We start from the raw sequence: 16103 nt of genomic DNA, 5'->3' as shown, positions 1-16103 counted from the left end.
GAAAGCAACATCTGAAAAAACTAGGAAAAGCTTGTGAAAATTTAATGAAAAAGATGAAGATCAAGATGGTTTTCGTTGTGAATTGAAAGGCTGTCGATGGGCTTTGTTTCGGTGTTTGAGAGGCTTTGACTCTCCTGTAAAATCGGATTGACAAAAAACTGAACAATTAGTGAAAAATAATTAAAAAATCTTGCATTTATAAACAGATATGTTACAATAATAATCAAATAATTTATAAAGGAGCATAATATGCAGACCACAAAAGCACGCGTGAAGCGAGTTTTAGCATTTATGAGTCTTTTAGTTTTATCCTTGACAGTTTTTACGACAGTCTTTGCGACTGAAGTAACCAGTTATACGATAAAAACTGAAATTAAGGTTGATAACCAACCGTTAACTGCCGACACGAAGATCACTACTGGTCAAACGATGGAGGCGACAAACGAGATTAGTTTCCCTGACTCACAGCAGATCAATGCTGGTGACACATTGGTTCTAGATCTTCCAAAAGAACTAGGCCTGGTGACCAAGCTAGAGTTTCCAATTGTACACGAAAATGGTGAAGTAATTGCCAATGCAGTGACCGATCCAAGTACGCAAAAGGTGACCATTACTTTTACAAACTATTTCTCTGAGAATTACAAAGATAAGGTAATGACCTTGAGGTACAATGTTCGTCCAAATGCAGCGAACTTGCCAAAGACGGGAACTTACTACTTTACATTTGGTAGCACTGACTTCACATTGAACTACAACAAGGACGATGGTGAAGCTGGTGACTATGAAATGAAGTATGGTTACCAAGATCCAGAAAATCCTAAGCGGATAAAATGGCGTATTGTCTTGAATGCGGTTCAAGACAAGTTGAACAACATGGTCATCAAGGATGACTTCAGCGACAGCGGACAAGTCTTGGTAGAAAGTTCCTTCCGTGCAGTTCGTTATGCGACTCAACCAGAGAAGATTCCGAATGAGGCGGCTCTTCTTAAATTGGATCCAATTGATAACTTTAGCAATAAAGCTGAATTTACACGAAATGCTGATGGTGGCATCACAGGATTCACGATTAATTTTGGGGATAACTGGAACTGGGCTATGTACATTGAGTACACAACAGAGTTGAAGTCAGAGCTTCCTGAAGGAAGCAAAGTAGCTAATGTCCTAGAATGGTCAGCTAGCAACTTTGAAAAGTCTCGCTCAGTCAACGCCTTGACACGTTTGGAAACTGCTTCAGGTAGCGGTAGTGGGGATCGAACAACCACTACAACGACAACTACCACAACAAGCACAACCACTACAACGACAACAACCGAGGAGCCTTCAACAACGTCAACTACGACAACTGAGGAGCCTTCAACTACGTCGACCACGACAACTGTGGCACCAACGACCACGTCAACCACGATGACTGAGGAGCCTTCAACAACGTCAACCACGACAACCGAGGAGCCTTCAACAACGTCGACCACAACGACAACAGAGGATTCAACAACCACCTCAACCACAACGACAACTGAGGGACCAACCACTACGTCAACCACGACAACTGAGGAACCAACCACTACGACTGGTGAAAGACGACCAACAACCACTACAACGACTCCAGGTGGGTCAACTACTGGTGACACGACTGAGCCAGCGCCAGGCGGCGGTACGGGTGGAGGTCGTAAGAAACTTCTTCCAAGTACAGGTGAAGTCGTGGCAACTGGTCTTGTAATTTCAGGAGTCATTGTCCTCATCGGTGCGATCGTGTTAAAACGTAAAATTTCTAATAAATAAACAAAGAGTTTCCGTATGATGGAGAGAGCGAAAGCTCTCTCTTTTTTGGGAGAACGATAGATGGAGAAAAAGGATGAAATTATCAATACTCATTACACTACTCAATGAGGAATTAGTACTAGCTCAGACGCATGCAGCTATTTCGGCCCAGTTGGAAGACATGCTTGGGAAAGATCTTTCGGATTATGAAATCCTTTATATTGATGATGGGAGCAATGACAGGACCTTTGAGCTGATTGCAGGAATTGCCAGAGACAATAATCGGGTCAAATATATTCGCTTTAGTCGAAACTTTGGCCGGGAGAGCGGCATCTTGGCTGGTTTTAAGTATGCGACGGGAGATGCGGTCATGGTCATGGATGGTGATTTGCAACATCCGCCCTATCTCATACCTCTCTTTCTAGAGGCTTACAAGGAAGGCTACGATATCGTCAGTGGCCAGCGGACTCGTGATGGTGAGTCCTTTGTGGGGAGCAGTTTTGCTCGTCTCTTTTACTTCCTATCCAACCGCTCGATGGATGTCCATTTGACGGATGGGAAATCTGAGCTCAGACTTCTCAGTCGCAAAGCTATCAACGCTTTTGTTTCCATGCCAGAATACAATCGATTTAATAAAGGTTTGTATGAATGGATTGGTTTCAAGGAGAAAGTCATCCCTTATAAAAATGAACTTCGCAAGGCTGGAAAGAGTAAGTTTGGCTTTAAGAAATCCATGAACTATGCCATACAAGGGATTATTTCTTTTAATGACCGTCCCCTTCGGGTTTGTATCCAGTTTGGCTTTATCTGTCTGGGCTTGGCTATTCTTTACTTGGCTTTTGAGTTGATGAAGTATATCTTTGCTCCGGGGAATTATGTGAGTGGGTATTTCACCACCATTGCGGCCATCATTCTCTTTAGTGGAGTGCAGCTGATCTTTATCGGAATTCTTGGAGAATATATCGGGAAGATTTATTACGAAGTGAAGCGTCGCCCTCACTTCATTATTGAAGACACCAATATTGAGAAGGCGAAAGAAGATAGTATCGGATAAGGAAGATAGGAGATAGAAGAATGTTTGTTTGGACCAAGCCTTGGCAAGAGCTTTGGAAGAGAAATCCCAAGGGCTTGCTGTATGCTTTTAGTGCCATGCTCCCAATGGCTATCATGCTGGTCGTTTGGGCTTTTATGGGGACTTTTCCATTTGGAGACAAAAGCTTGATGGCTGTTGATTTTGGTCAACAATACATCAGCTTCTTTGGCTTGTTGAAACATGCCGTGCTCTCCGGAGATTTATCTAGTTTGAGCTATTCCTTTACCAAGTCTCTGGGGGGAGATATGATAGGGGTGCTCGGCTACTATTTGATGAGTCCTTTTAATATCATCTATATTTTGACGCCCCTCAAGTACTTTGGGTTTGCGGTCTTCTTGACCATTTGGCTCCGTTATGGGGCTATTGGGATGGCCTTTGCCTTCCTCTTGGTCAAGCGGTATAAGGGCTTGGAGTCTAGGAAGTGGCTGGTGCCCCTCTTTGCGACGGCTTATGCCCTGTCTGGGATGCTAGTGTCCTATCAGATGAATGTCATTTTCTACGATGCCATGATCATGCTTCCCATCGTCATTGTCTACCTAGAAGAATTATTGGATGGAGGCGCTCCCTATCGCTATGCCTTTGCCTTAGGCTTGACGGTCTTGCTTCAATTTTATATGGGCTATATGATTTCCATTTTCATCGCCTTGTATGCTTGCTACTATGTATCACCAAGACTGATGGTCGAAGGAGATTGGAAGAAGAAAATAAGAAACGTGACTCTCCCCCTCTTGCAGGCAGTGATCTATTCGATTATCGGGATTGCACTAGCCTCAGTCATCCTCTTGCCGGTCTTCTTCAACCTTATCGAAAGTAAGGGTCAGGTCGGAGGAGGGATGACCTTCTCATTGGCCTTTCAAATAAATCCCTTGGATATTTTTGCCAAGCTAGTTGTGGGTGGCTTTGATAACACCTCAGGCTGGTCCGCGGGGCCAAACCTCCCCAATATCTATATCGGAGCCTTGGGGTTACTAGGCTTTGTATCCTATTTCTTGTCGAAAAAAGTTGTCACAGTCAAGAAATGGGCTGCCGGTCTGGTCACCTTCGTCTTCTTTATTTCCTTTGTCAATGAATTTGTCAGCAAGATTTGGCATATGGGACAAAATCCAGCTGGTTTCTTTTTCCGCTTCTCTTGGCTATTCTCTTTCTTTATGCTCATTCTGGCCTACCAAGCGATGAAAGAAAAAATTGTGCTTTCACGCATCGCCAACCTAGTGATTGGTCTGGTATTAGCCTTGGCAGTTGTCTACGTCTATTCGCAGAACTATAGCTTCATTGCCAAGCTTCAACCGTCTGGTGTCTCCCGTTACATCACCCGATTTACCACCCTTCATTTGTTGGGGTTCCTGGTCGTTGCCTCCTATGGCTTTTACAGCTATTGGGACAAGTCCAAGAAGAGCCAGAAAGAAAAGCTTGTTCGAATTGGCTGGACGGCCGGCTTCCTTGTCCTTGCCCTCATCCTTTTAAAAGCAGGCTATTTGTTGTCCCAAGTTGGAATCACTGTTCTGATGTACTTGCTTGTCCTTCTGCTCTTGAACCAAAAATGGTCCCGCTTGTCAGTCATGATCTTATCCGTCTTGACCGTCTTTGAGCTTGGCTACAATGCCTATCTCTCTCAGGTGACCTTAGGTTATGACAGTGTCCATAAATTTGCAGACGCTGCTGTATCGGTCAAGCGTGTGACGGACAAAGTCCAAGCTGATGCGGATGAGAAGTTTTACCGGATTGCGACCGACTTTGCCTATTCTCGAACGGTCCCATCCTTGGTATCTTATCCAGGATTGAGTACCTTCAGCTCGAGCTTAGAACGGTCGACTATGGATCACTTTGCTTACATGGGCGATTTGGGGGTCAATGCAGCCACAGAGTATACCAATGGGACGCCCCTGACGGATGCCTTGTACGGTGTTCGCTATTACATGCATGTCAAGGAGTTCGATCCAAAAGAGATGGAAGCTCATCCGGAAAAGATGTATTTCTATCGCTTTACCAACCGCTTTGACATGGGGCGTTACTACACAGAGACGGTCTATGAAGACAATCGCTTTGTCGTCTATAAAAACCCTCATTCCTTCCCTTTGGCCTATGGGACGAATTCCCTTGTGAAGAACATTCAGTTTGGGGCCAACAATGCTTTTGCCAATCAAAACATTATCTTGAACTCTATGGAAGGACATCAAAAGAATACAGGCGATTATGTAGAGTATTTCAAACCCTTGGCCTTTACTGGGATTGAAACGGAGAATTTAATAGAAGAAAAGGTCAACAAGGAGACAGGAGAGGCCATCTATCGACGGGCAGATTCTTCTAAAGAAGGCATTATCCGTTATAAGATCATTCCACGTTCCAACAATACCTATTACTTCTTTGTGCCGGCGTCCTTGATTCCTAAGCAAGATTATTCTGTCCTGGTCAACAATAAATGGCTACCAAATAGTAAGACCTTTACCCAAAGGCAAATATGGCAGTTGACGGACATGGCCGAAAATCAAGAGTCGGTGATTGAGTTCCGCTTTAGAGCGGATACCATCGACATGAGTCAGGCGGGTGTCTATCGGGCAGAGCTGGATCAGATCCAAGAAGTACTTGAGAAGCGCAAGCAGCAGGGTCTGAAGGTGACCAAGTTCAGTAATACTCATATCGAGGGCGATGTCACCATTACGGATGATAGTGATGTCATGATGACCTCCATCCCATACAGTGCCGGCTGGCAGGTGAAAGTGGATGGTCAATCCGTCCCAACCGAAAGAGCCTGGAATAGCTTTCTATCTTTCCCAATCACCAAAGGGAAACATAAGGTCGAGTTTGTCTTCAAAACCAGAGGTAGCTTGATCGGTGCCCTATTGTCTATTGTCTCAGTTGTGAGTCTCGTCGTCATTAGAAAAAGATGGGAAGAGGAGCATGCTTAAGTTTCCTCAGTGAGGAATAGATTTCTTAAAAGAGGCTAGGACAAAAGTCCTAGCCTCTCAATTGTCTTTGGATTGTCGAGCAAGACGCAGTGGTTGAGTGGGCTCTAATACGCTGATTTCATCAGCTTTTACAGCCCTACTCAACTGTGCGGAGGTGGGACGACGAAATCGAATTCTAACGAATTACCGATTTCTGTCCCACTCTCTTTTCTATATAAAGGATGAAAATGTGTCAAAAAAATGAATAATAAAAAAATGGACTAAATGGGAAAAAAAGTAAAAAAATGTTAAAAAATAGAGGGAAACTTCGTCTGAATATTCAGAAAGTTTTACGATAAGTAACAACTTTGATATAATTAGTTGACGGAGATGAACAAGTTTGATAACATTTGTTATGTATCAAACAATAAAAATATGAAAAAGGAGATACAAATAAATGAAGGAAATGTTTAATAGACGTCAGCGCTTTTCTTTGCGAAAGTATAGCGTTGGCGTTTGTTCTGTATTACTAGGGACAGCGCTTTTTGCTGTCGGAGCTCCGACAGTAGCTGCGGATGGAGTTAGTGCGTCTACTGACACAAGCAAGGAAACTGTAGAAAGCGTTCAACCCGAGGCTGACCAAGCGCCTCAAGATACTGCTACTACAGCTCCAGGTGAGACTTACGCTCAGGGAGCACCTGCACCTAAAGTGGAGCTTCCAAACCCTGCTTTAGCAGCTGAGGCAAAAGCTGCGACTGAAACTCCAGCCGCACCTGAAGCAAAACCAGCTGTAGAAGCAACTCCAAAAGCAGAAGTGGTTGCAAAACCAGCAGTTGCTGAAGCAGGTGTTACTGCAGAAGAAACTGCCAAACCAGCAGAAAAAGCTGAAGAAGCAAAACCAGCTGCACCTGAAGTAAAACCAGCAGCTGAAGCAAAACCAGCTTCACATGAATCAAACAAACCAAGAGTACGTAATCGTCGTGCTGTTACTAACGAAGCTGTTACTGGAGACCACAACTCTAACCCAGTAGCAGTAAGCACTTACTTAAAAGATGGGGAAAAAGTAACTCCAGAAATTAAAGATGCTAATGGGGCAACTGTAAGCTCTCAACCTGTACCAGCTGGGTACGCAAGAAAAGAAGGAGATGTGTATACTTACAGTATCATAGACCTTACTCGCTTCAATGAGAGATATAATACAAATTATTATACCCGTGCGTATAAAAGATTTGATGATTCTACAGAAACAACTGTTGAATTAATTGATAAAACTACTGGTAATGTAGTAGAAACTAGAACTCTTTCTGCGTCAAGCGGTATTCAAAAATTCACAACTACAACTGCGGCCTCTAATGGTCAATTAACTGTGAAATATGATTACGACAAAGGTTTAGGAGCAGGAGCTGGTAAAACTGACGAACCATTTATTCAATTTGGTTATGAAGTTGGTGCTAGTATTCAAGCTTTAGTAAATCCAAAAAATGAAGCTGAACAAAAATTATATCAAGATGTTTATAACGCTCGTACATCAACTGATATTATTAACGTTGTGGAACCAGCTTATAACGGTCGTACAATTACTGATTCAAACGCTAAAATTCCAAAATTTGTCGAAAAACCGACTTACTATAGAGTAGTCGATAAAAATAATGCTACATTCAATGCAAATAAAACTGATGTAACAGTTCAAGACTACGTACCAAATGGTAATGAAGTTGATTTAGCTAAATATGCAACTAAAGCTATGGAAGGACAACATTTCACAGCGTCTGGTGAGCGTCAATTTGATGGATACAAACTTTACCAAACAGCAAATCCAGATTCGACAACTGGCTTTGTAAGTCGTCCTTACGTAGTTGGTACTAAATTCATGGACGCTGAGCGTGCAGGAATTAAACGGATTAAAGAAATCGTAGGTGAAGATGGATCAGTAGTAGTTCGTGTTTATCTTCTTGATCCAAAACAACAAAGTAAACGTTCTGATGGCACATTGGAAACAGATGGCTACATGTTGTTAGCAGAAACCAAGCCGATTAAACCAGGTGATTATAACAAACAAGAATTAGCAGTTAAGAAATCACCACTTCACACCATTCCTTTCACAGATAGTAAAGGTGTAAACTATCCAGACGGGAAAGAAGTTTCATTTGACTTCCAAACAGCTGCTGGATACACACCGAAGAAGACTGTCTTCGTTCCATTCTTGGGAGATAACATTGGTCACCTTTCACCAAATAGTCAATTAACAAATGGTGCATATGTACAAATTGGTACAAACGTTGACTTATTAAACTCGTTAACACCATATAAACCGACTGTTTACTACTATGTAAAACAAGAGCCAGTCGAAGTTACTCCAGAAGTTGAAAAACAATTGGAAGGACGTGTACTTGTTGACGGTGAGTTTACTTTCAAGTTAACAGAAAAGAGCAGCAGCCCTGATAAACATGAAGAAACAGTTACCAATAAAGATGGTAAAGCTACATTTAGCAAACTTACCTTTAACAAAGTTGGTACTTACACTTACACAATCACTGAGACTCCAGGTTCAGATGCAAACGTTGAATACGATGCAATGACTGTTACCATGACTGTTAAGGTAACTGAAAATGCTCAAGGTGATTTACAAGCTACTGTTAAATACAGTGCTGAAGGTGGATTCAAGTCAGGTGATGAAGATAAAATCTTCAACAACTATGTTGTAGCACCAGTTAAGACTAAGTTTGACTTCAGTAAGAAATTGGCTGGACGTGAACTTAAAGACGGAGAATTCAACTTTGTTCTTAAAGATTCAAGAGGTCAAGAAGTTGAAACTGTTGCCAACAAAAAAGATGGTACAGTGACATTTACTGAATTGTCATTTGACAATACGAAAATTGGCACACATACCTATACTGTAGAAGAAGTTATTCCAGCAACGAAAGAAGTTGGTATGACTTACGATACGATGAAGGCAACTATTACAGTTAAGGTTGCTAAGAACGGTCATACACTTACTACAGTAACAAGCGTATCATCAACTGGTGGTGTAGATGATAACGGAGCATCAACTGATGGTAAGGAAGATAAAGTATTCAACAACAAAATCACTCCTCCGGAAACACCTGAGTTCCAACCAGAAAAATTCGTCCTTAACAAAGAAAAATTTGACCTAACAGGTACAAAATTAATGGACGATGACGATGAGCTTCAGGATGAGTACACAGAAACAAATGCAAATCCATATGCTGATCAAACCAAGAACAACGAAGCAGAAAACATCAATACCAAGACTGTTAACCGCGGTGATAAATTAGTTTACCAAGTATGGTTGGATACTAAGAACTTCACTGACAAGAACAACATCCAATCTGTAGGTATCTCTGATACATACGATGCAGATAAATTGACTGTTAACAGTGCTGATATCAAGGCTTATGACAGCGAAACAGGAGTTGATGTAACATCTAAATTTGATATTACAGTATCTAACGGAGTCATTACAGCTACATCTAAATCTTCTATGAACAAATCTTTAGGTGATGCTGATAACACTCAAGTTATCGACACCACTAAATTTGCATTTGGTCGCTACTACAAATTCGATATCCCAGCAACTGTTAAAGAATCAGTAGCAGGTGGAGTAGACATCGAAAACAAAGCCAACCAAATCGTTCACGTATACAACCCAGTAAGCAAATCTGTAGAAACTCCAGAAAAACCAACTCAAAAACGTGTGAACAGTGTACCAATCACTGCAGAATTCAACTTCACAAAACGTTTGGAAGGTCGTGCGCTTAAAGCTGGCGAATTTACATTTGAGTTGAAAGACAGCGACAATGTTGTGATTGCGACTGTAACCAACGATGCAGATGGTAAGATTAAATTCTCTCCAGTAGAGTACACAAATAAAGCTGGTGAAAAAGTCACTGCCCTTAAATACAAGAAGGGTCAAGAAGGTACTTACACTTACTCTGTAACAGAGGTTAAAGGTGCAGACGCTACTGTCACTTACGATACTATGAAGGCAGAAGTAACTGTAACAGTATCTCACGACGGTACAGCTAAAGCATTGGTTGCTGACGTAACTGAACCAGCTGACAAAGAGTTTAACAATACAGTAACTCCTCCAACAGAACCTAAGTTCCAACCAGAGAAGTATGTATTGAATACAGCTAAATACTCAATCACTGATAACAAACTTCTTGATGATGATGCTGAGTTGACTGATAAATATGGTGAAACAAATACTGATCCATATGTTGATGGAACTTCAAACAACGAAGCAGAAAACATCAATACCAAGACTGTTAACCGCGGAGACAAGATCTACTACCAAGTATGGTTGGATACAACTAAATTCTCAGCTAACAACAAAGAAAACGTTCAATCAGTAGGAATCACTGATGACTTCGATGAAACAAAAGTTGATGTAAATTCTACTAAGATCAAAGCTTACGACTCAGTAACTGGTGACGATGTAACAAACAAATTCGATATTAAAGTTGAAAATGGTGTAATGACTGCAACCCTTAAAGCTGGCTTCACTAAGTCATTGGGTGATGCAGAAAATACTCAAATCATTGACACAACTAAGTTTGCATTTGAACGTTACTACAAATTCGATATCCCAGCAACAGTTAAAGCTGATGTACCAGGTGGAGCAGACATCGAAAATACTGCAGCTCAAGTAGTGAACTACTACAACCCAATAAGCAAGACTGTTGAAAAACCAAACAAACCAACTGAAAAACGTGTAAACAACGTACCAATCTCAGTTGAATTCAACTTCACTAAGAAATTGGAAGGCCGTGAGTTGAAAGCTAACGAATTCAGCTTCGTTCTTAAAGATTCAACTGGTAAAGTTGTTGAAACAGTAAGCAACGATGCGGCAGGAAACGTTAAGTTCTCAACTCTTACATTCAAGAAGGGTCAAGAAGGCGTTCATAACTACACAGTAGAAGAAGTTAAAGGAAACGACGCAACCGTTACCTACGATACTATGAAAGCAAATGTAACCATCACAGTTTCACACGATGGTACAGCTAAAGCTCTTGTGGCAAATCTTGGAGATATTGCAGATAAAGAGTTCAACAATACAGTAACTCCTCCAACAGAACCTAAGTTCCAACCAGAGAAGTATGTATTGAATACAGAGAAATACTCTATCACTGATAACAAGCTTCTTGATGATGATGCTGAGTTGGCAGATAAGTACGGAGATACAAATACTGATCCATATGTTGACAAAGCTAACAACAACGAAGCAGAAAACATCAATACCAAGACTGTTAACCGCGGAGACAAGATCTACTACCAAGTATGGTTGGATACAACTAAATTCTCAGCTAACAACAAAGAAAACGTTCAATCAGTAGGAATCACTGATGACTTCGATGAAACAAAAGTTGATGTAAATTCTACTAAGATCAAAGCTTACGACTCAGTAACTGGTGACGATGTAACAAACAAATTCGATATTAAAGTTGAAAATGGTGTAATGACTGCAACCCTTAAAGCTGGCTTCACTAAGTCATTGGGTGATGCAGAAAATACTCAAATCATTGACACAACTAAGTTTGCATTTGAACGTTACTACAAATTCGATATCCCAGCAACAGTTAAAGCTGATGTACCAGGTGGAGCAGACATCGAAAATACTGCAGCTCAAGTAGTGAACTACTACAACCCAATAAGCAAGACTGTTGAAAAACCAAACAAACCAACTGAAAAACGTGTAAACAACGTACCAATCTCAGTTGAATTCAACTTCACTAAGAAATTGGAAGGCCGTGAGTTGAAAGCTAACGAATTCAGCTTCGTTCTTAAAGATTCAACTGGTAAAGTTGTTGAAACAGTAAGCAACGATGCGGCAGGAAACGTTAAGTTCTCAACTCTTACATTCAAGAAGGGTCAAGAAGGCGTTCATAACTACACAGTAGAAGAAGTTAAAGGAAACGACGCAACCGTTACCTACGATACTATGAAAGCAAATGTAACCATCACAGTTTCACACGATGGTACAGCTAAAGCTCTTGTGGCAAATCTTGGAGATATTGCAGATAAAGAGTTCAACAATACAGTAACTCCTCCAACAGAACCTAAGTTCCAACCAGAGAAGTATGTATTGAATACAGAGAAATACTCTATCACTGATAACAAGCTTCTTGATGATGATGCTGAGTTGGCAGATAAGTACGGAGATACAAATACTGATCCATATGTTGACAAAGCTAACAACAACGAAGCAGAAAACATCAATACGAAGACTGTTAACCGCGGAGATAAATTAGTTTACCAAGTATGGTTAGATACAACTAAATTCTCAGCTGACAACAAAGAAAATATCCAATCTGTAGGAATCTCTGATAACTACGATGAGGCTAAATTAGAACTTGATGTTACTAAGATCAAAGCTTATGATTCAGTATCTGGTAATGATGTAACAGATAAATTTGATATCGTTGAAAACAACGGTGTGATCACTGCAACTCTTAAAGCTGGCTTCACTAAGTCACTTGGCGATGCAGAAAACACTCAAGTGATCGACACAACTAAATTCGAATTTGGACGTTACTACAAGTTTGATATCCCAACAACAGTTAAACAAACAGTTAAAGCTGGTGTAGATATCGAAAACACTGCTGCACAAGTAGTCAACTACTACAACCCAACAACTAAGAAGGTTGAAACTCCAGAAAAACCTACTCAAAAACGTGTTAACAACGTACCAGTACCAGTAGAATTCAACTTCACTAAGAAATTAGAAGGTCGTGAACTTAAAGATCAAGAATTCAGCTTCACACTTAAAGATGCTGACGGTAAAGTTCTTGAAACAGTTAAGAACGACGCTGACGGAAAAGTTAAATTCTCAGCTATTGAGTTCAAGAAAGGTCAAGAAGGAACTTACAACTACACAGTTGAAGAGGTAGTAGGAAGTGATGCAACTGTAACATACGACCCAATGGTCGCTACAGTTAAAGTTGTAGTATCTCACGATGGAACAGCTAAAGCATTAGTTACAAACGTAACAGACGCTGAAGACAAAGAGTTCAACAACCGTGTAACTCCTCCGGAAGAACCTAAGTTCCAACCAGAGAAATACGTTGTTTCTGAAGAGAAATTCGATATCACAGGCGACAAGCTCGTTGATGATGACAAAGAATTGGCAGACAAGTACGCAGATACAAATGCGAACCCATATGCGGACGATGCATCAAACAACGAAAAAGAAAACTTGAACACTAAGACTGTGAAACGTGGCGACAAGTTGGTTTACCAAGTATGGTTGGATACAACTAAATTTGACGCAGCTAACAAGGACAACATCCAATCAGTAGGAATCTCTGATAACTACGATGAAACTAAGTTGGATCTTGATTCTACTAAGATCAAAGCCTACGACTCAGTAACAGGTGCAGAAGTAACAGATAAATTCGATATCGCTGTGGACAACGGTGTGATCACTGCAACTCTTAAAGATGGCTTCACTAAGTCACTTGGCGACGCAGAAAACACTCAAATCATTGACACAACTAAATTCGAATTTGGACGCTACTATAAATTTGATATCCCAGCAACAGTGAAAGACGATGTTGTAGCTGGTGCAGATATTGAAAACAAGGCAGCACAAGTTGTGAACTACTACAACCCAGTAAGTAAGACTGTTGAAAAACCAAACAAACCAACTGAAAAACGTGTCAACAGTGTTCCAATCTCAGTAGAATTCAACTTCACTAAGAAATTGGAAGGTCGTGAGCTTAAAGCTGGCGAATTTACATTCGAGTTGAAAGACAGCGACAATGTTGTGATCGCAACTGCAACCAACGATGCAGCTGGTAAGATTAAATTCTCTCCAGTAGAGTACACAAATAAAGCTGGTGAAACTGTCACTGCCCTTAAATACAAGAAGGGTCAAGAAGGTACCTACAAGTACACAGTAGAAGAAGTTAAAGGAACAGACGCAACCGTTACATACGATACAATGAAAGCTGTTGTTACAGTTGAAGTTCGTCATGATGGTACAGCGAAAGCCTTGATCACAAACGTGACAGATCCTGCTGATAAAGAGTTCAACAATATTGTTCGTCCTCCAGAAGAACCTAAGTTCCAACCAGAGAAATACGTTGTTTCTGAAGAGAAATTCGATATCACAGGCGACAAGCTCGTTGATGATGACAAAGAGTTGGCAGATAAGGTCGCAGATACCAATGCGAACCCATATGCGGATGATGCATCAAACAACGAAAAACAAAACTTGAACACCAAGACTGTGAAACGTGGCGACAAGTTGGTTTACCAAGTATGGTTGGATACAACTAAGTTTGATGCCAAGAACAAGGACAACATCCAATCAGTAGGAATCTCAGATGACTACGATGAAACTAAGTTGGATCTTGATTCTACTAAGATCAAAGCCTACGACTCAGTAACAGGTGCAGAAGTAACAGATAAATTCGATATCGCTGTGAACAATGGTGTGATTACTGCAACTCTTAAAGCTGGCTTCACTAAGTCACTTGGCGACGCAGAAAACACTCAAATCATTGACACAACTAAATTCGCATTCGGACGTTACTACAAGTTCGACATCCCAACAACAGTGAAAGCTGATGTTCCTGGTGGTGTAGACATCGAAAATACTGCGGCTCAAGTAGTTAACTACTACAACCCAACTACTAAGAAGGTTGAAAAACCAAGCAAACCAACTGAAAAACGTGTAAACAACGTACCGGTTTCAATTGAGTTCAACTTTACTAAGAAGTTGGAAGGACGCGAACTTCAAGCCAACGAATTCAGCTTCGTGCTTAAAGATTCAGAAGGTAAGACTCTTGAAACTGTAAGCAATGATGCGGCAGGAAACGTTAAGTTCTCAGCACTTGAATTCAAGAAAGGACAAGAAGGCGTTCACAACTACACAGTAGAAGAAGTTAAAGGAAGCGACGCAACCGTTACATACGACACCATGAAAGCGAATGTAACAGTAACTGTTTCTCACGATGGAACAGCTAAAGTTCTTGTAGCTACTGTAGGCGACATTGCGGATAAAGAATTTAACAACCGTGTAACTCCTCCAGAAACTCCAGAGTTCAACCCAGAGAAGTATATCCTGAATGAATCTAAATTCGATATTACAGGTGACAAACTTGTTGACGACGATAAAGAGTTAGCAGACAAGGTAGCGGATACTAATAAAGATCCATATGCCGATAAGGTTGATAACAACGAAGCTCAAAATATCAATACGAAGACACTTAAGAAGGGTGATAAAGTATACTACCAAGTATGGTTGGATACAACTAAGTTCACTGAAGCGCACAATATTCAATCTGTAGGTGTAACAGATAAATATGACAGCGAAAACTTAGACGTCAACGTAGCAGAAATTAAAGCATACGACTCTGTAACAGGAGAAGATGTGACAGCTAAATTTGATATCAAGGTTGAAAATGGTGTGATTACTGCAACTTCTAAGACAGACTTGACTAAGTCACTTGGAGACGCAGAAAACACTCCAGTAATCGACACTGCTAAATTGGCATTCGGACGTTACTACAAGTTTGAGATCCCTGCAACTATCAAAGCAACAGCTAAAGATGGTGTAGATATCGAAAACACTGCTTCACAAACTGTTCACCAATACGATCCAACTAAGAAATCTGTTGAAAAACCAGAGAAACCAACAGAAAAACGTGTCGTTAACATCCCAACTAAAGTTGAATTTAACTTCACTAAGAAACTTGAAGGACGTGAGCTAAAAGAAGGTGAATTTAGCTTCGTACTTAAAGATAAAGATGGAAAAGTTATCGAAACAGTTAAGAACGATGCATCAGGAAACATCAAGTTCTCTGCATTAGAGTTCAAACGTGGAGATGAAGAAACTAAAACTTACACTTACACTGTGGAAGAGGTTAAAGGTACTGAAGCAGGAGTTGAATACGATAAGATGGTAGCTACAGTAACAGTAACAGTTACTAAAGAAGGCAAAGTCTTAACAGCAACTTCTCAATTACCGGAAGATACTGAGTTCAACAACAAGGTAATTCCACCGAAACCACCAGTAACACCACCAACACCACCGGTGACACCACCAACACCACCGGTAACACCACCAACACCACCGGTGACACCACCAACACCACCAGTAACACCACCAACACCACCGGTGACACCACCAACACCACCGGTAACACCGCCAGCACCAGAACTTCCTTCTACTGGTGAAGAACAATCAGCTTCTGCTGCATTGTTAGGCGCTGCTCTTGGTTTGGTTGGACTGGCTGGCCTTGCAAGACGCAAGAAAAACGAAGACTAAACAAGTGGTAGAAACCAACGATTCACACTAAGATCGTAAATGGTTTAGTTTTCCACAAGGAGGCCTCGCTCTA

At 41.0% G+C, this 16103-nt stretch carries 4 protein-coding genes; all 4 read left to right on the top strand.

The annotated features are described in order from the left end of the window. Positions 1-249: 249 nt before the first annotated feature. Entirely contained in the window at positions 250-1779 is a 1530-nt protein-coding gene (locus N596_RS06265; RefSeq protein ID WP_023027326.1) for an LPXTG cell wall anchor domain-containing protein, read from the top strand. A 73-nt stretch (positions 1780-1852) separates the two neighbouring features. Then, the gene (pgfS, locus tag N596_RS06260; RefSeq protein ID WP_023027325.1) at positions 1853-2812 is read left to right on the top strand and encodes a glycosyltransferase PgfS; all 960 of its coding nucleotides are present in this window, start codon (positions 1853-1855) and stop codon (positions 2810-2812) included. A gap of 20 nt (positions 2813-2832) precedes the next feature. Beyond that, positions 2833-5757, top strand: a complete 2925-nt coding sequence (gene pgfM1 / locus N596_RS06255; protein ID WP_023027324.1) for a glycosyltransferase PgfM1 — start codon at positions 2833-2835, stop codon at positions 5755-5757. A gap of 436 nt (positions 5758-6193) precedes the next feature. Next, positions 6194-16030, top strand: a complete 9837-nt coding sequence (locus N596_RS06250) for an SspB-related isopeptide-forming adhesin (RefSeq protein WP_023027323.1) — start codon at positions 6194-6196, stop codon at positions 16028-16030. The last annotated feature ends 73 nt before the right edge of the window (positions 16031-16103 follow it).

This window comes from Streptococcus ilei, from assembly GCF_000479335.1.
GTDB classification, from domain to species: Bacteria; Bacillota; Bacilli; order Lactobacillales; family Streptococcaceae; genus Streptococcus; species Streptococcus ilei.
The sequence above is the reverse complement of the archived record's forward strand: the minus strand, read 5'-3'. Positions and strand labels throughout refer to the sequence as shown.